The sequence below is a fragment of the Thermoplasmata archaeon genome (genome assembly GCA_038851035.1).
GTDB lineage: Archaea > Thermoplasmatota > DTKX01 > VGTL01 > VGTL01 > JAWCLH01.
This window is the reverse complement of the sequence record JAWCLH010000025.1, coordinates 15,825-27,466: the sequence shown is the minus strand read 5'-3', so window position 1 is coordinate 27,466 and position 11,642 is coordinate 15,825. Positions and strand designations below refer to the sequence as shown.

15 protein-coding genes are annotated in these 11,642 nt (G+C 64.5%); 9 read left to right on the top strand and 6 right to left on the bottom strand.

Going from position 1 to position 11,642, the window contains the following annotated elements; genetic code table 11:
• Nucleotides 1–41 precede the first annotated feature (41 nt).
• The 3 genes from QW379_08150 to QW379_08140 are packed head-to-tail and all read left to right on the top strand — an operon-like array spanning nt 42 to nt 3,654.
• Entirely contained in the window at nt 42–785 is a 744-nt protein-coding gene (locus tag QW379_08150; protein ID MEM2870372.1) for an ABC transporter ATP-binding protein, read from the top strand.
• Entirely contained in the window at nt 785–2,089 is a 1,305-nt protein-coding gene (locus QW379_08145) for an ABC transporter permease (protein MEM2870371.1), read from the top strand. The genes QW379_08150 and QW379_08145 overlap by 1 nt, the downstream gene beginning before the upstream one ends.
• A gap of 26 nt (nt 2,090–2,115) precedes the next feature.
• A complete protein-coding gene (locus QW379_08140; protein MEM2870370.1) occupies nt 2,116–3,654 on the top strand; it encodes a phenylalanine--tRNA ligase subunit alpha in 1,539 nt (512 codons plus the stop codon).
• A gap of 28 nt (nt 3,655–3,682) precedes the next feature.
• On the opposite strand, the gene QW379_08135 is transcribed toward QW379_08140, so the two are convergent.
• Nucleotides 3,683–3,985, bottom strand: a complete 303-nt coding sequence (locus QW379_08135; GenBank protein ID MEM2870369.1) for a hypothetical protein — start codon at nt 3,983–3,985, stop codon at nt 3,683–3,685.
• A 142-nt stretch (nt 3,986–4,127) separates the two neighbouring features.
• Here QW379_08135 and QW379_08130 point away from each other — a divergent pair, with 142 nt between their 5' ends.
• The 5 genes from QW379_08130 (at nt 4,128) to QW379_08110 (ending at nt 7,569) form a co-directional block, all read left to right on the top strand.
• Complete coding sequence (locus tag QW379_08130) at nt 4,128–4,328, top strand: hypothetical protein (GenBank protein MEM2870368.1); 201 nt, start codon at nt 4,128–4,130, stop codon at nt 4,326–4,328.
• 190 nt (nt 4,329–4,518) lie between these two features.
• Nucleotides 4,519–5,073 carry a tetratricopeptide repeat protein gene (locus QW379_08125; protein ID MEM2870367.1) on the top strand — a complete coding sequence of 185 codons (555 nt, stop codon included), beginning with the start codon at nt 4,519–4,521 and terminating at the stop codon, nt 5,071–5,073.
• Nucleotides 5,057–6,145, top strand: a complete 1,089-nt coding sequence (locus QW379_08120; GenBank protein ID MEM2870366.1) for a radical SAM protein — start codon at nt 5,057–5,059, stop codon at nt 6,143–6,145. Before QW379_08125 ends, QW379_08120 begins: the two co-directional genes overlap by 17 nt.
• On the top strand, nt 6,135–6,338 hold the full coding sequence (locus QW379_08115) for a hypothetical protein (GenBank protein MEM2870365.1): 204 nt from the start codon (nt 6,135–6,137) through the stop codon (nt 6,336–6,338). The genes QW379_08120 and QW379_08115 overlap by 11 nt, the downstream gene beginning before the upstream one ends.
• A gap of 7 nt (nt 6,339–6,345) precedes the next feature.
• Nucleotides 6,346–7,569 (top strand): glycosyltransferase family 4 protein, encoded by a 1,224-nt coding sequence (locus tag QW379_08110; protein ID MEM2870364.1) that lies wholly within the window; start codon nt 6,346–6,348, stop codon nt 7,567–7,569.
• A 69-nt stretch (nt 7,570–7,638) separates the two neighbouring features.
• Here QW379_08110 and QW379_08105 read toward each other — a convergent pair whose 3' ends face one another.
• Together QW379_08105 and QW379_08100 are read right to left on the bottom strand one after the other, a co-directional pair.
• Nucleotides 7,639–7,806 carry an orotate phosphoribosyltransferase gene (locus tag QW379_08105; GenBank protein ID MEM2870363.1) on the bottom strand — a complete coding sequence of 56 codons (168 nt, stop codon included), beginning with the start codon at nt 7,804–7,806 and terminating at the stop codon, nt 7,639–7,641.
• A 9-nt stretch (nt 7,807–7,815) separates the two neighbouring features.
• Nucleotides 7,816–8,136, bottom strand: a complete 321-nt coding sequence (locus QW379_08100) for a hypothetical protein (protein ID MEM2870362.1) — start codon at nt 8,134–8,136, stop codon at nt 7,816–7,818.
• A 120-nt stretch (nt 8,137–8,256) separates the two neighbouring features.
• Between QW379_08100 and QW379_08095 the strand changes: the two genes are divergently transcribed.
• The gene (locus tag QW379_08095; protein ID MEM2870361.1) at nt 8,257–8,580 is read left to right on the top strand and encodes a DUF5611 family protein; all 324 of its coding nucleotides are present in this window, start codon (nt 8,257–8,259) and stop codon (nt 8,578–8,580) included.
• Nucleotides 8,581–8,669: 89 nt separating this feature from the next.
• Here QW379_08095 and QW379_08090 read toward each other — a convergent pair whose 3' ends face one another.
• The 3 genes from QW379_08090 to pth2 form a co-directional block, all read right to left on the bottom strand.
• A complete protein-coding gene (locus tag QW379_08090) occupies nt 8,670–9,953 on the bottom strand; it encodes a serpin family protein (protein MEM2870360.1) in 1,284 nt (427 codons plus the stop codon).
• Nucleotides 9,954–10,378: 425 nt separating this feature from the next.
• Nucleotides 10,379–10,987 (bottom strand): DUF99 family protein, encoded by a 609-nt coding sequence (locus QW379_08085; GenBank protein MEM2870359.1) that lies wholly within the window; start codon nt 10,985–10,987, stop codon nt 10,379–10,381.
• Between the two features lie 187 nt (nt 10,988–11,174).
• Complete coding sequence (pth2, locus tag QW379_08080) at nt 11,175–11,537, bottom strand: peptidyl-tRNA hydrolase Pth2 (protein ID MEM2870358.1); 363 nt, start codon at nt 11,535–11,537, stop codon at nt 11,175–11,177.
• Nucleotides 11,538–11,642: the final 105 nt, after the last annotated feature.

Below are 11,642 nucleotides of genomic sequence, written 5' to 3'. Positions count from 1 at the left end.
AGTTATTTATCGGCGGCCCATGCTGGTGGTCCCGTGGGTCCATGCACGCACTCGAGATGTGCGGACTGGTCAAGGACTACCACTCCGGCGTGCGGGCGCTGGACGGGGTGGACCTCACGGTCGAGGCCGGAGAGATATTCGGCCTCATCGGCCCAAACGGGGCCGGAAAGAGCACTGCGATTCGCATCGCCGCCACCCTGCTAGTGCCCACAGCGGGGAGGGCGGAGGTCTGGGGCCACGACGTCGTGAGGGAGAGGGACGAGGTCAGGAGAATCATATCCTACCTCCCCGAGGAGGCCGGGGCCTACGAGAACCTCACGGGCGAGGAGTACTTGCGCTTCATGGCCCGGTTCTACCCCGGCGACCCCGAGGAGGCGGTTCGGCGCGGGGCCCGAATCGCCGGTCTCGGCGATAGAATTCGCTCCCGGACGAAAGAGTACAGCCGTGGCATGAGGCGGCGCCTCCTGATCGGTCGGACGCTGATGACCGACTCCCGTCTCTACATCCTCGACGAGCCGACCTCCGGGCTCGACGTCCTGCACGCCCACCACATCCGCAGGGTGATAAGGGAGAGGGTGAGGGAGACCGGGACGGCCGCGCTGGTCTCGAGCCACAACCTGCTCGAGGTGGAGTACCTCTGCGACCGCGTCGCGATTCTGCACGGTGGAAGAATAGCGTGCACTGGCGCGCCGCGGGAGCTGATGGAGGAGCGCGGTGTGAGGAACCTCGAGGAGCTGTTCATCACAGTAGTTGGTGTGGAGCGCGCGGCCGGGGGTGGGGCGTGATGGGGCCTCTGGCGAACATCGCGGGGAAGGAGCTCAGGGAGATGGTGCGGGACCCGAAGCTACTAGTGGGGATGGTTCTCGTCCCAATGCTCATATTCCCTGTGCTAGGAGGCGCCATCGGCTCTTCGCGCGAGGCGGCGGAGCGGGGCGTGGAGAGCGCGGCCGTGGGCCTCTTCTCTACGGATTCCCTCGATGGCAACGAAACCTACTCCACTCTCCTGGGCGCGGTCCTCGTTGCGTCCAACCTCACCGTCCGGAACATCAGCGCGGCTGATGAGACCTCGGCGCTCCGGAGCGCGCTCGAGGGCGGGGAGATTGCGCTCGTCGCGGTTACCCCCGACTTCTCCGAGAGGCTCGAGGCGCTGAAGCCGGCCGAAGTCAGGATCTACGGAATCATGCGTGACTATTCCATCGCCGAGAGCACGGTGCACCAGAGGCTCTTGTCTGCCGTCGAGGTCTTCAACGACGCGGTCGTGACCGAGAGGCTGCAGAGGGCCTACCCGAACGAGAGCGCCCCAAACCTGACCCGGCCTCTGGTGACGAAAGCGCTCAGCGTGATTCACGGCGAGCCAAAGGATGCCGACCCCACTCTGGTCGGTGCCGCGATAATGGGCTCCTCGTTCTCAATGCCGGTGGCCCTGATGATTCTTTTAATAATGGCCGGACAGCTCGCCGCGACCTCTGTGGCGATGGAGAAGGAGCAGAAGACGCTCGAGGTCCTCCTGACGCTCCCGGTGAGGAGGGTGAGCATCCTGCTCGGGAAGCTCGCGGGCGTGGTTCTGGTCTCGCTCCTAGCGACCGCCTCCTACCTCGTCGGGTTCTCTTTCTATTTCAGCAGCCTCGGAATCGGCGCGGGCGACCTGGACCTGGCATCGCTCGGCCTCGCTCCGCCTGCCGAGGGCATAGCCCTTCTCGGTGCGTCGCTGCTGCTCTCGTTCGTCTCCGCCCTCTCGCTCGCGGTCCTGTTCTCCGTGTTCACGAAGGACGTGCGCAGCGCCCAGTCCTTGATGGGCGTCCTCTACATACCCATAATGATTCCGGCCATCGTCCTGATGTTCTCGCCGGTGGAGTCCCTCCCGGGCTGGCTCCAAGCGGTGATTCTGGCGATTCCGTTCTCCTACCCGATAATCGCCTCCCGCGCCCTCTACACGCACCAGTACCTCGTCGTGGCGCTGGGGATACTGTATCAGGCCCTCTTCACCGCGGGAGTCCTGGCCCTGGCGGCGCGCGTTTTCTCGACGGAGAAAATCCTCACCGCAAAGCTAGAGCTCGGGAGGGGGCGTCGGATGTCTGAAAAGCTTTAAGAAAACCGGCCCCGATACCCGCCCCGATGGCTGCGGAGGAGCTCTCGAGGAACGAGAGGAGGGTCCTGCTCGCGATCTCAAGGCTGGGGAGCGCGGCCCCGGAGGACGTGGTGAGGGAGGGAGGCTTCCGGGAGCTGGTCGAGGTGATGAGCGCGGCCTCGTGGCTCAGGTCGAAGGGGCTTCTGGAAATCCACGAGCGAATTCAGACCACCTACTTCCTCGATGACGAGGGGAGAAGGTACGTGGAGAGGGGCGAGCTCCCAGAGTTCACCCTCCTGAGGGTGCTGGAGGAGCTGGGGAGGGGCGGGAGGGTTGAGATGGGCGCGCTGAAGCCCCCTGGAATGGGCTCCGAGGAGCTGAGAGTCGCCCTTGGGTGGCTGAGGAGGAATGGCTGGGCCAGCATCCTGAAGGAGGCGGGGAGGAGCTGGATATCTCTCACGGATGAGGGCCGCGAAGCCCTAAGAAGGGGGCCGGAGGGCGAGGAGCTTGCGCTCCTGAGGGCCGCGGGGCGGGAGGGCGGTCTGCCGGAGGACGAGGCGCGCAGAATCGGGGCCAGCTCGCTCCCTCTCCTCCTGACGCGCAAAGGCCTGCTGAGGGCGAGGGAGAGGCGACTGAGGACGCTGGTTCTCACGGAGAGGGGCAGAAAGCTCGTCGAGGCCGGGCTGGAGGTCGGCGAGGAGCTGACCCAGCTCACGCCCGAGCTCATCACCAGCGGGGCCTGGAGGGGTGTGGAGCTCAGGCCCTACGATGTAAATACCTATGCCCCAGCGGCGCAAGGTGGCAAGCCCCACATCCTGCGCGAGGCGATAAAGAGAATTCGGAGCATATTCCTGCACATGGGCTTCACCGAGATAGAGGGCGACTTCGTCGAGTCCTGCTTCTGGGACATGGACGTCCTGTTCATCCCGCAGGACCACCCCGCTCGGGACGCGCAGGACACCTTCTACCTGAAGAATCCACCGAGAATCGAGCTCCCGCCCCGACTCCCTGAGCTGATAAGGCAGATACACGAGACCGGCGGCGACACCGGCTCGGACGGCTGGCGCTACAGATGGTCGGAGGAGGAGGCATCGAGGGCGCTCCTGCGCACCCACACCACCGTCAACACCATCCGCTACCTCTCAGAGCACCCGGAGCCGCCCGTCAAGGCCTTCTCGGTCGGCAGGGTGTTCAGACGCGAGGCCACCGACGCGACGCACCTGGCCGAGTTCCACCAGATCGAGGGTATAATCATGGAGGAGGGAGCCTCCTTCCGAATGCTCATGGGGACGCTCAAGGAGTTCTACGAGAGGATGGGATTCACCGGTATTCGATTCAGGCCCTCCTACTACCCCTACACCGAGCCCTCGCTCGACGTCGAGGTCTTCTTCGACGGCAGCTGGATGGAGCTCGGGGGGGCTGGGATTTTCCGCCCTGAGGTGACCGCGCCGTTTGGCATAAAGCACCCTGTTCTGGCGTGGGGTCTCGGGCTCGAGAGGCTGGTGATGAAGCGCTACGGCATAGACGACATGCGCCGGCTCTACCTCCCGGACCTCGAGTGGCTCAGGAACACGCCGATACTTTGAGAGGGCCGGCGCCCCGACCCGAGGACGCTCATCGCACCTTTTCGACCGGAGGGGGCCAGCGCGGGTAGTTCGGAGAGTTCGGCGGCTCCAGTGCCCCCCCGGGCCAGTATTCATAGTATCTGGCCAGCATAAGGTTCAAGGCGCCGCAGATGGAGGCGCCAAAAAAGAGGGCGATGCCAATTGGAAACAGGAAATAGGACAGGAAGAAGGCCCCTGAGAGAATGAAGAAAATTCCGGCGGTCCCACCGAGATAGGGGTGACCCATATGGAAGCGGGAGACGATATGGGAAACGCCCATCAGTATCGCGCAGACACCGAAAAAGAAGAACATTGCCGCTCCCCACCCAAAGACATCCCAATAATAAGTCAGTCGGATTTGCGAGGAGGACAGGAGAAAATCCATAAACATCAATGTTGCCGGAACTAGGGAACCTCCTGTGACCGCGCCTATGGCCGAGCCGTAGTGGTGTAGTTTGCTGAAGTACCCCACCGCCGACAGAAGGGAGCCGCAGCACATCAGGGCAGGGATGAACGGAAACCAGCGCTCTGCGGTTGACGGATCCGTCCCTGGGCGAAAGAGAGTGTGTCCGATGAGGAGGAGGGCTGCAAAGCTGGCCGCGGCCATCAGGAGCAGACCGATGGCGCCGACCCTGAAAAGGAGGGGCAGTGGATGACCCTGGGGACGCGGGGGCGGGGGAAGGTACTCCTGAGGCGTCCAGCCGGTATCATGCGGCGCGATTTGCAGCAGAACCGCCGGAGCACGCGGCCAGAACAAATTTATTCCTCAATGCCTCATCCTCCAGTGAGCATTTATTATTTTCGAAGGGTAGTGGGGCGTGGACGGAAGAGAACAAGATTAATATCGTGGTCCACGATTGGCTCCCCCGGGGAGCGAGGATGCCCGAGGACGCGTCGAAGGAGGTGGCCGCGGGCCAGAGGCTTCTGGCCGCGGGGGACTACAAGGGGGCCCTGTCACGCTTCAACCGCGCGATAAAGCTCGACCCCTCCAACGCCGAGGCCTATCTGGGGAAGGCGGAGGCTGCCGCGGCTTTGCCTGACATTGAGGCGGGAGAGATAGTGGCGAGCTATCAGAAGGCTATAGAACTCCAGAAGGAGCCGGGCGAGAGGGCGATGACCCAGACCCAGCTCGGCGCTTTCTGCTTGCGCGAGGGAAAGACGGAGCTGGCCGAGGAATGCTATAAAAAAGCCGCGGAGCTCGACCCCGAGAACGCGCCCTACTATTTCTCCGACCTCGGAATCGAGCTCTACATGGCCGTGTTAAGAGGAATGGAGGATGAGGTCTCGCGAGAGGAACTCGACCGCGCGCGCGGAAAGGCCCTGACTTATTTCGCTAGGGCCCTAGACCTCGAGCCGGCAGAGGCCGCGAGGCTGCTGCAGTCCCATGCCCCCGGCAACTGAGCTCCCGCAGGACAGGAGGCTCTTCGTCCTCCAGTGGCACCTGACCGCGAGATGCGGAGAGAGGTGCAGGCACTGCTACATGCACGATTCCCCAACCTATGAATCGGAGCTCAGGAACGAGCTCGGCCCCGAGGAGTGCGTGAGAGTTCTGGAGGACTTCGGAGAAACCCTCGAGGCCTGGGGGGTGAGGGGGAGGGTAAGTTTCAGCGGCGGCGACCCCCTGCTCAGGAAGGACCTGACGGACCTTTGCAGGAGAGCCAGTTCGATGGGCATGATGGTCGGCATTCTGGGGAACCCGCGTCTTTTAACGAAAAAGAAAGCGAGGGAGCTCAGGGACGCCGGCGTGGTCAGGTACCAGATAAGCATCGACGGGCTTGAGAGGACCCACGACGCCTTGCGGGGCCGGAGGGGGGCCTTCAGGGACGCTATTCGGGCGATACGCATCCTGAACGCTGTGGACCTTCCGTCCGTAGTCATGTTCACCGTCAGCCGCCTGAACGCGGCCGAGCTTATACCCGTGATTCGTCTCTGTGCGAGCGAGGGCGTCAGGGTCTTCGACTTCGCCCGCCTCGTTCCGACAGGGAGCGGGAGGGCGCTCAAAAACCAGCTCCTGGCGCCGGAGGAGTACCGCGAGCTGCTCCTCCAGGTCCTCGAGGAGTACAGGCGCCTCCGGGCGGAGGGCTGCGGGACGCACTTCGGCCGCAAGGAGAACCTCTGGACCCTCCTCTACCACGAGCTCGGCCTTCTCCCGCGGCTCCCACGCGAGAGGGGCGTGATATACTCGGGGTGCTCGGTGGGCTACAGAATTCTCACAATCCTCGCCGACGGGACCGTCCTGTCCTGCCGGAGGCTGCCCGTAATAATCGGGAAGGTGCCCGGGGCCAGCCTCAGGGAAATATTTATCTATTCCGACGGGCATCGAAGCCTCCGCTCCTACGAGAGGATGAGGAGGTGCTCCCGATGCAGGCTGCTGCCGTTCTGCCGGGGCTGCATGGCGGTGGCCCACGGGGTCTCCGGGGACCCAATGGCGGCGGACCCGCAGTGCTGGAGGGTGGTGGGAATTGCCGACTGAGGAAGAGCTGAGGGAGCTCCGCAGGTTCGCCTTCTGGGCAGGGTGCCGCGCCCGGCGCGCGCGCGGCCCGCGCCGCGCCGACCACGGCTGCGGCGGCTGCGACGGTGGCTGCGGGGGCTGCGGCGGCGGCTGCGGGGGCTGCGGTGGAGGGTGCACCACCGTCTGCGGGAGCTGCATAGGCTGCGTCCCGTGAGCCATCTATGAAGCTCGTTCTTGTCTCCAAGTACCCGCCCATCGAGGGGTACGTATCATCCTGCACCTACTGGCTCGCGCGCGGGCTGGCCTCGAGGGGGCACAGGGTGACCGTCGTGACGAATGCCTTCGAGGTCGAGGACCGCCACCGCGAGGAGCTGCACGGCCCGGATATCGATTCCTATCAGGGCCGCGGGGTCAGGGTGAGGAATACAGACCCGTTTCAGGACCACCAGCTGATTCCCGAGTCGAACCCATTCTGCGAGAAGCTCGCCTCGGCCGCAATCGAGGAGGCGGAGGGCGCGCAGGTGCTGGACGCGTGGTACCTCATCAGCTACGGTGCTGCGGCCGCGCTGGCGAAGCTCGCCACGGGGCTGCCCCTCGTTCTGAGGCACGCCGCGAGCGACCTGGTAAGGCTCGGGAGCAGCCCCCACTTGAGGCCACTCGTCGCCGCGCTCCTCGGTACGGCCGACGCGGTGGTCGCGCAGCCCGGCGCGAGACCCCGGTTGGAGGCGCTAGGGGCAGCGCCCTCAAGAATTCATGAGATCCCGCTCTCGGTCGACACCTCCGCCTTCAGCCCGCGGGCGCGGCCCGAGAGGCTGGACGTACCGGAGGGGGTGCCATTGCTCCTCTACGCTGGCAAGCTGACGAGGGGGAAGGGGGTTCCCGAGCTGCTGGCCGCGGCCGCCAAAATTCCGGAGGAGTTCAGGCTTCTTATCGTCTCCTCGGACGCCGCCGGCCTGCGCGCCCTTAGAATTCCAAGGCGCCTCCGTCCCCGAGTAATAACCAGAAGGTTCGTCCCGCCGTGGAGGATGCCAGGGCTGATCCGGGCGGCGAGGTGCGTCGTCATGCCCGAGCACCGCTTCCCTGTGCGGACCCACACGCCGATTCTGGCCCGCGAGGTTCTGGCCTGCGGGACATGCCTTATCGTCAGTGATGAGCTCGCGGCCAAGGTCGCCGGAGGGAGGCTTGTCGATGGCGAGAGCGCGGCCGTGGTCAGGCCGGGGGACACGGAGGGCTTTGCGCGGCGGCTGCGCGAGCTTGTCAGGGACGAAGGTCTGGCGCGCAGAATCGGCTCGGGCGGCCTAAAGCTATCGAGAAGCATAGAGGACTTTCCGGGACACATAAGAGCCACCGAGCGACTCTATAGGGACCTGAGAGCGGACACTAGGGCCCAGCGCGCTCCTCGCCACAGCAGCGGGGGGCGCAGGCCCTTTCGTAGAACGGTGTAACACTCGCCGACACACGCGTGGAAACGCTTGGGCTCTGGCGCCGTCAATGGTCCAGCCGGATTCCAAGCCTCATCCCATTATGTCGTCGGAGTTTAACTGAGAATCCAGCTTCCTGCGGCACATCCTGCAAACCCTGCCGCCGGCGTCAAGGCATTGGTTGCAGACAACCCGCCCGCAAAGGGGGCAGGAGAGCATGGCCGGCCGGCCGCAGAGGTGGCAGGTCCCCACAATGCTCATGACACCTATTCACATCTGCTGGAAAATAATGTTTGCGGTCGCGCGGGCGGGCCCGGACGAGCCGCCCGAGGCCCCCGCGGGCCATGCCGATTCCAATTCCGCCTTCCCATCCGCAATCTCCTGCACCCCACTCTCCCCCATTACTTCCACATCCTCATCCGCCTCTCTCTCAACCCGCCCGTGAACTTTTCCTTCCGCATCCCCATATCCATCTTCACCCACCCGCCTTCTCGCGAACCTGTCCGCTCCATCTTCCGCCTCCACGCAAACCCTCCGCTCTCTCCTCCGCCTACCCGCGAACCTGTCTGCTTCTTCCCCCTCCGCCTCCACGCGCGCCCGCCGTCCCGGCCGCCGCCCCCCGTCCCTTCTGCCCGCCCGCGGAGCCAGTCCTCCGGCCGCCCGCCGCGACAGATATTTCTACGGGAGCGGAGATTCACCGCCGGTGCGCGGATGCAGGACTACGAGATTCGGCGTGGGCACCAGAAGAATCTCGAGGCCGGGGGGCTGAGGGCGATGATGCAGGAGGCCTTCGGCAATGTGACCAAGGAGGGCGGGGCCCTGGTCTCGAGCTACGGGGCCATTGAGAGGCTGACGGTGGTCTGGGACGGTGGGGGTGTGCTGAAGGTCGAGACGAAAATGAACCCCTCCGTCCCGCCCGACGTCGCCTCGAGCACGATAAAGGCCTACAACGCCTTCCTCGAGCGCGCCACCGGCTTCACGGCGAAGGAGCGCGCGAAAAAGCTTCAGAAGAGGGCAAGGGAAGGGAAATTGTAGAAGACCGGAAATCTGGAGTTCCATCGCAAGAGAATTCCGGGAGAGCAGATGGGGGACCTGTCCCGCAGGGCGGGGAGTGGAGGAGGGCGTCACTTCGTCGGGTCAACCACCTTCCCCATGAAGAGGATGCTGCCGGTCTCCCTGTCCTGAATGATGAATACGAACGGGTGGTCGGCGTTGAATACGGGAACCGCGGGCTCGACGGGGGCGTTCCTGTACTCGATGACCACCGCCGTCGCCCCCGCGGCCTCCGTTCCCCTCTCATCAACGGAGACGAAGGCCTGATGAATCACCGCTGCTATGTAGAGGTCCTGAGCGCCGTCGATTCCAGAGAAGTCCGAATCCATGCTGAAAGCGGTCGGCATGCCCATTCTCGAAAGATTATCATTCAGGAAGTACCTCCTCTCGAGCCTGAACTTTGGGAAGAAAACGTCGACGCGCCGCTCCCTCAGCTTCGACCTCCACTCCTCCAGCTTCCGCGGGCTCAGCTTTGCCTCCAGCCCCTCCATCTCTCCCGGCCCGGGTAGGAGGACGAGCATGGATAGTTTCCCGCCGGCGTAGGGCATCTCGAGAATCTGGATGCCGTCCACGGAGGTGTAGTTGAAGACCGATTTCTCGTCCTTCCGCGCCATCATATCGACCCTGACGCTCTCGCCCGGCCGGGGGTGGAAGTCCTTTTCCTCAGTCAGGGACTCGTTGAACCGCTTCAGCCAGTCGCCCCTGAAGTAGATCGCGTTCGTCAGGACTAGGCGCGTGAGCGGGTTGAGGATGCCCTGAGGAATCAAATCCTTTATTCTGCCGCCGGTCTGGTCCTCGACCCACGAGTTGATTCTCTGCCTCGCCTCCTCCGCGGCCCGGGCATAATCAACGCTGAATGCGCTGGCCCTATAGTAGGTCTGGACCGTGTTCACATAATCGCTTAGGATATTGAAGTCCCGCTGTATCCACATCGCGTTTGCGGTGGAGAGGTTGCAGCCCGCGCCCCCGGCGCTCAGGCGCTCGATGAGCGCTTTGAAGAGCGACCAGCGGGTCTGGTTGTCCGCGGGGAGGTGGAGGACGGCGCGAATCTCTTCCGCCGTCCTGTTCCGCGCCCCCTCATAGGTCATCCCGAGCGCGGTGAAGATGCTGTATGGCGAGAAGAAGATGTTTTCGCCGCCATTGCTCAGCCCGGCATATAGCTCCAGCGCGAACCGGTTGCTGGCGTTGACCAGCTCCTGCAGGTTCGCCGGGGAGGGCAGGTCATTTTCCGGCTCCGCGGGCCCCGCAGGCGCTTTTCCGGTCCTGGCCTGCGGCCGCAGGAAGGTATAGGTCGCCCCGGCGGTCAAAAGAACTCCGCAGACGAGGATGGCGAAGAGGGCGGTTTTCAGGCTCATGACGGCGAGCTATGGATAGGAAGAGATATATATGTTTAGATTACAATTATTTTACAAGTTCAGTTGTATTATTTTTATTATATTTTCTATTAATATTTTAGGCGAAGGGTAGGGGAGGCGAAGGGAAGGGGACGGCTGGGGGATGAGAGGGGTCCGGGACCCCGGCCAGTGCCTTCCCCTCAGGCCCGGCCGCGGCTCAATCCTCCGGGACATCGTGCTGGACCCGGAAACACGAGTCCGCGCTGAGCAGTCTCGCGCGTTCGGCTCGCGCTGTTGCGAGCATTACCGCGTCCGCCAGACTGGTATCCCGTCTGGTCTTTCGGAGCTCGACCAGCCAAATCCCGGAGGCCCTCGCCACCACCCTCGAGACCGGGAGAACCTCGTTCGCAGCCTCCACGGCCCGGAGGGGGGTTCAGGGCTTTGCCTCACGTTCGTGAGTGCATCCGGCCCGAGCTCCCCCGTGCGATGGCCCTCGCTATCATGTGCGCAAGCCTGAGCGGCTCCGGGAGCGCGCCCCTGACGACAGAGGCGCGCACGAGCCCCTTCGCCTCCGCCTCCCCGACGCCCGCGAATCCGATGAACAGGGGCCTGTGCCCCGTGCGCACCTCGACGAGCCTCGTCCTCTCGAGCCTCTCGAGCCTCTCCCTCCAGTTCGCGGCGCGCCTGCGGCCGCGGCCGGGCGAGGTCCCGAGCTTCCCGAGAGCCTCCCTGATTTTCTCCATGTCGGGCCTGTCGCGCGTGACTGTGATGACAGGGAGGGAGGTTCTCCTGTGCAGCTCCTCGATATCAACCACATTGAAGCCGCCCAGACATGCCCCATCAATCATGACGGCCTCGAGCTGGTCCGCGTAGCCCGAGCCGAGAACGAGCTCCGCTAGCACGGAGGTGGCGTCGTCGCCGTCCACGGCCACGTCCGTCCTCAGAACGGCGTCCACGTATCCCTTCCTCGCCACGACGCCGACGACCACAGCCCTCTCGTCGGTGAACGCGAAGGGCCCGTCGTCGATGCCAAGCACTCTGAACTGGGGCTTCATTTCCCCCCTCACGCCTCAAGGCCCGGAGGGTCCCGCGCATCACACGCCCGCCCACGCGATCTCATCACACTCCCTCGCCCATCATACCCGGGGCCGGTCCCGCGCGCGTGGCGCGGCAGCTGCGCGCCGGTCAGGAGGGGGACGACGCGCAGTCGTCTCCCGCTGGAGCGCTCGATGTCCGCGCCCGTCAGAGCAGCGCGAGGCTCCCCGTGACCCTGTCCACCTCCTTCTCCTTCGCCGGCCCGATGCCCAGCACCGTCACAGTGCCCGGCGGGACCTCTGTCAGGCCCGCGTCCGTGACCAGACAGGTGACGAGCCCGAAAGCCTCGGCCTCGAGCTTGAGCTCCTGCAGGGCCTTCAGGTCCGGAACCTTCAGCACAACCTTCCTCTGGCCCTCGTCGTACCACGCCTTGAATTCTTCGGGCGAGTACTTCTTCGCCTGAAGGGCGCAGCTCACAGCGGCGTGTGCGACCTGCACCGCCAGCTTGCCCGCCGAGAGCCTCAGGTCCTGCCTCGCGACCACGACCATCTTGTACTGGAAATCCGCCATTTCCTCTCCTCCCGCTCCGTCTGACCTTTCTCAGCCCGTCCATCATCACTGCCCGGCACGGGCCCCTCAGGCCCGGTCCCATCCCCGCGCCGCATCCACCGGCGC

What these genes read in the sequence shown, in the direction of transcription:
- QW379_08150 (MEM2870372.1), top strand. Translation starts at nt 42, where the DNA reads ATGCACGCACTCGAGATGTGCGGACTGGTCAAGGACTACCACTCCGGC.
- QW379_08145 (MEM2870371.1), top strand. Translation starts at nt 785, where the DNA reads ATGGGGCCTCTGGCGAACATCGCGGGGAAGGAGCTCAGGGAGATGGTG.
- QW379_08140 (MEM2870370.1), top strand. Translation starts at nt 2,116, where the DNA reads ATGGCTGCGGAGGAGCTCTCGAGGAACGAGAGGAGGGTCCTGCTCGCG.
- QW379_08135 (MEM2870369.1), bottom strand. Translation starts at nt 3,985, where the DNA reads ATGTTCTTCTTTTTCGGTGTCTGCGCGATACTGATGGGCGTTTCCCAT.
- QW379_08120 (MEM2870366.1), top strand. Translation starts at nt 5,057, where the DNA reads ATGCCCCCGGCAACTGAGCTCCCGCAGGACAGGAGGCTCTTCGTCCTC.
- QW379_08110 (MEM2870364.1), top strand. Translation starts at nt 6,346, where the DNA reads ATGAAGCTCGTTCTTGTCTCCAAGTACCCGCCCATCGAGGGGTACGTA.
- QW379_08105 (MEM2870363.1), bottom strand. Translation starts at nt 7,806, where the DNA reads ATGAGCATTGTGGGGACCTGCCACCTCTGCGGCCGGCCGGCCATGCTC.
- QW379_08095 (MEM2870361.1), top strand. Translation starts at nt 8,257, where the DNA reads ATGCAGGACTACGAGATTCGGCGTGGGCACCAGAAGAATCTCGAGGCC.
- QW379_08090 (MEM2870360.1), bottom strand. Translation starts at nt 9,953, where the DNA reads ATGAGCCTGAAAACCGCCCTCTTCGCCATCCTCGTCTGCGGAGTTCTT.
- QW379_08085 (MEM2870359.1), bottom strand. Translation starts at nt 10,987, where the DNA reads ATGAAGCCCCAGTTCAGAGTGCTTGGCATCGACGACGGGCCCTTCGCG.
- pth2 (MEM2870358.1), bottom strand. Translation starts at nt 11,537, where the DNA reads ATGGCGGATTTCCAGTACAAGATGGTCGTGGTCGCGAGGCAGGACCTG.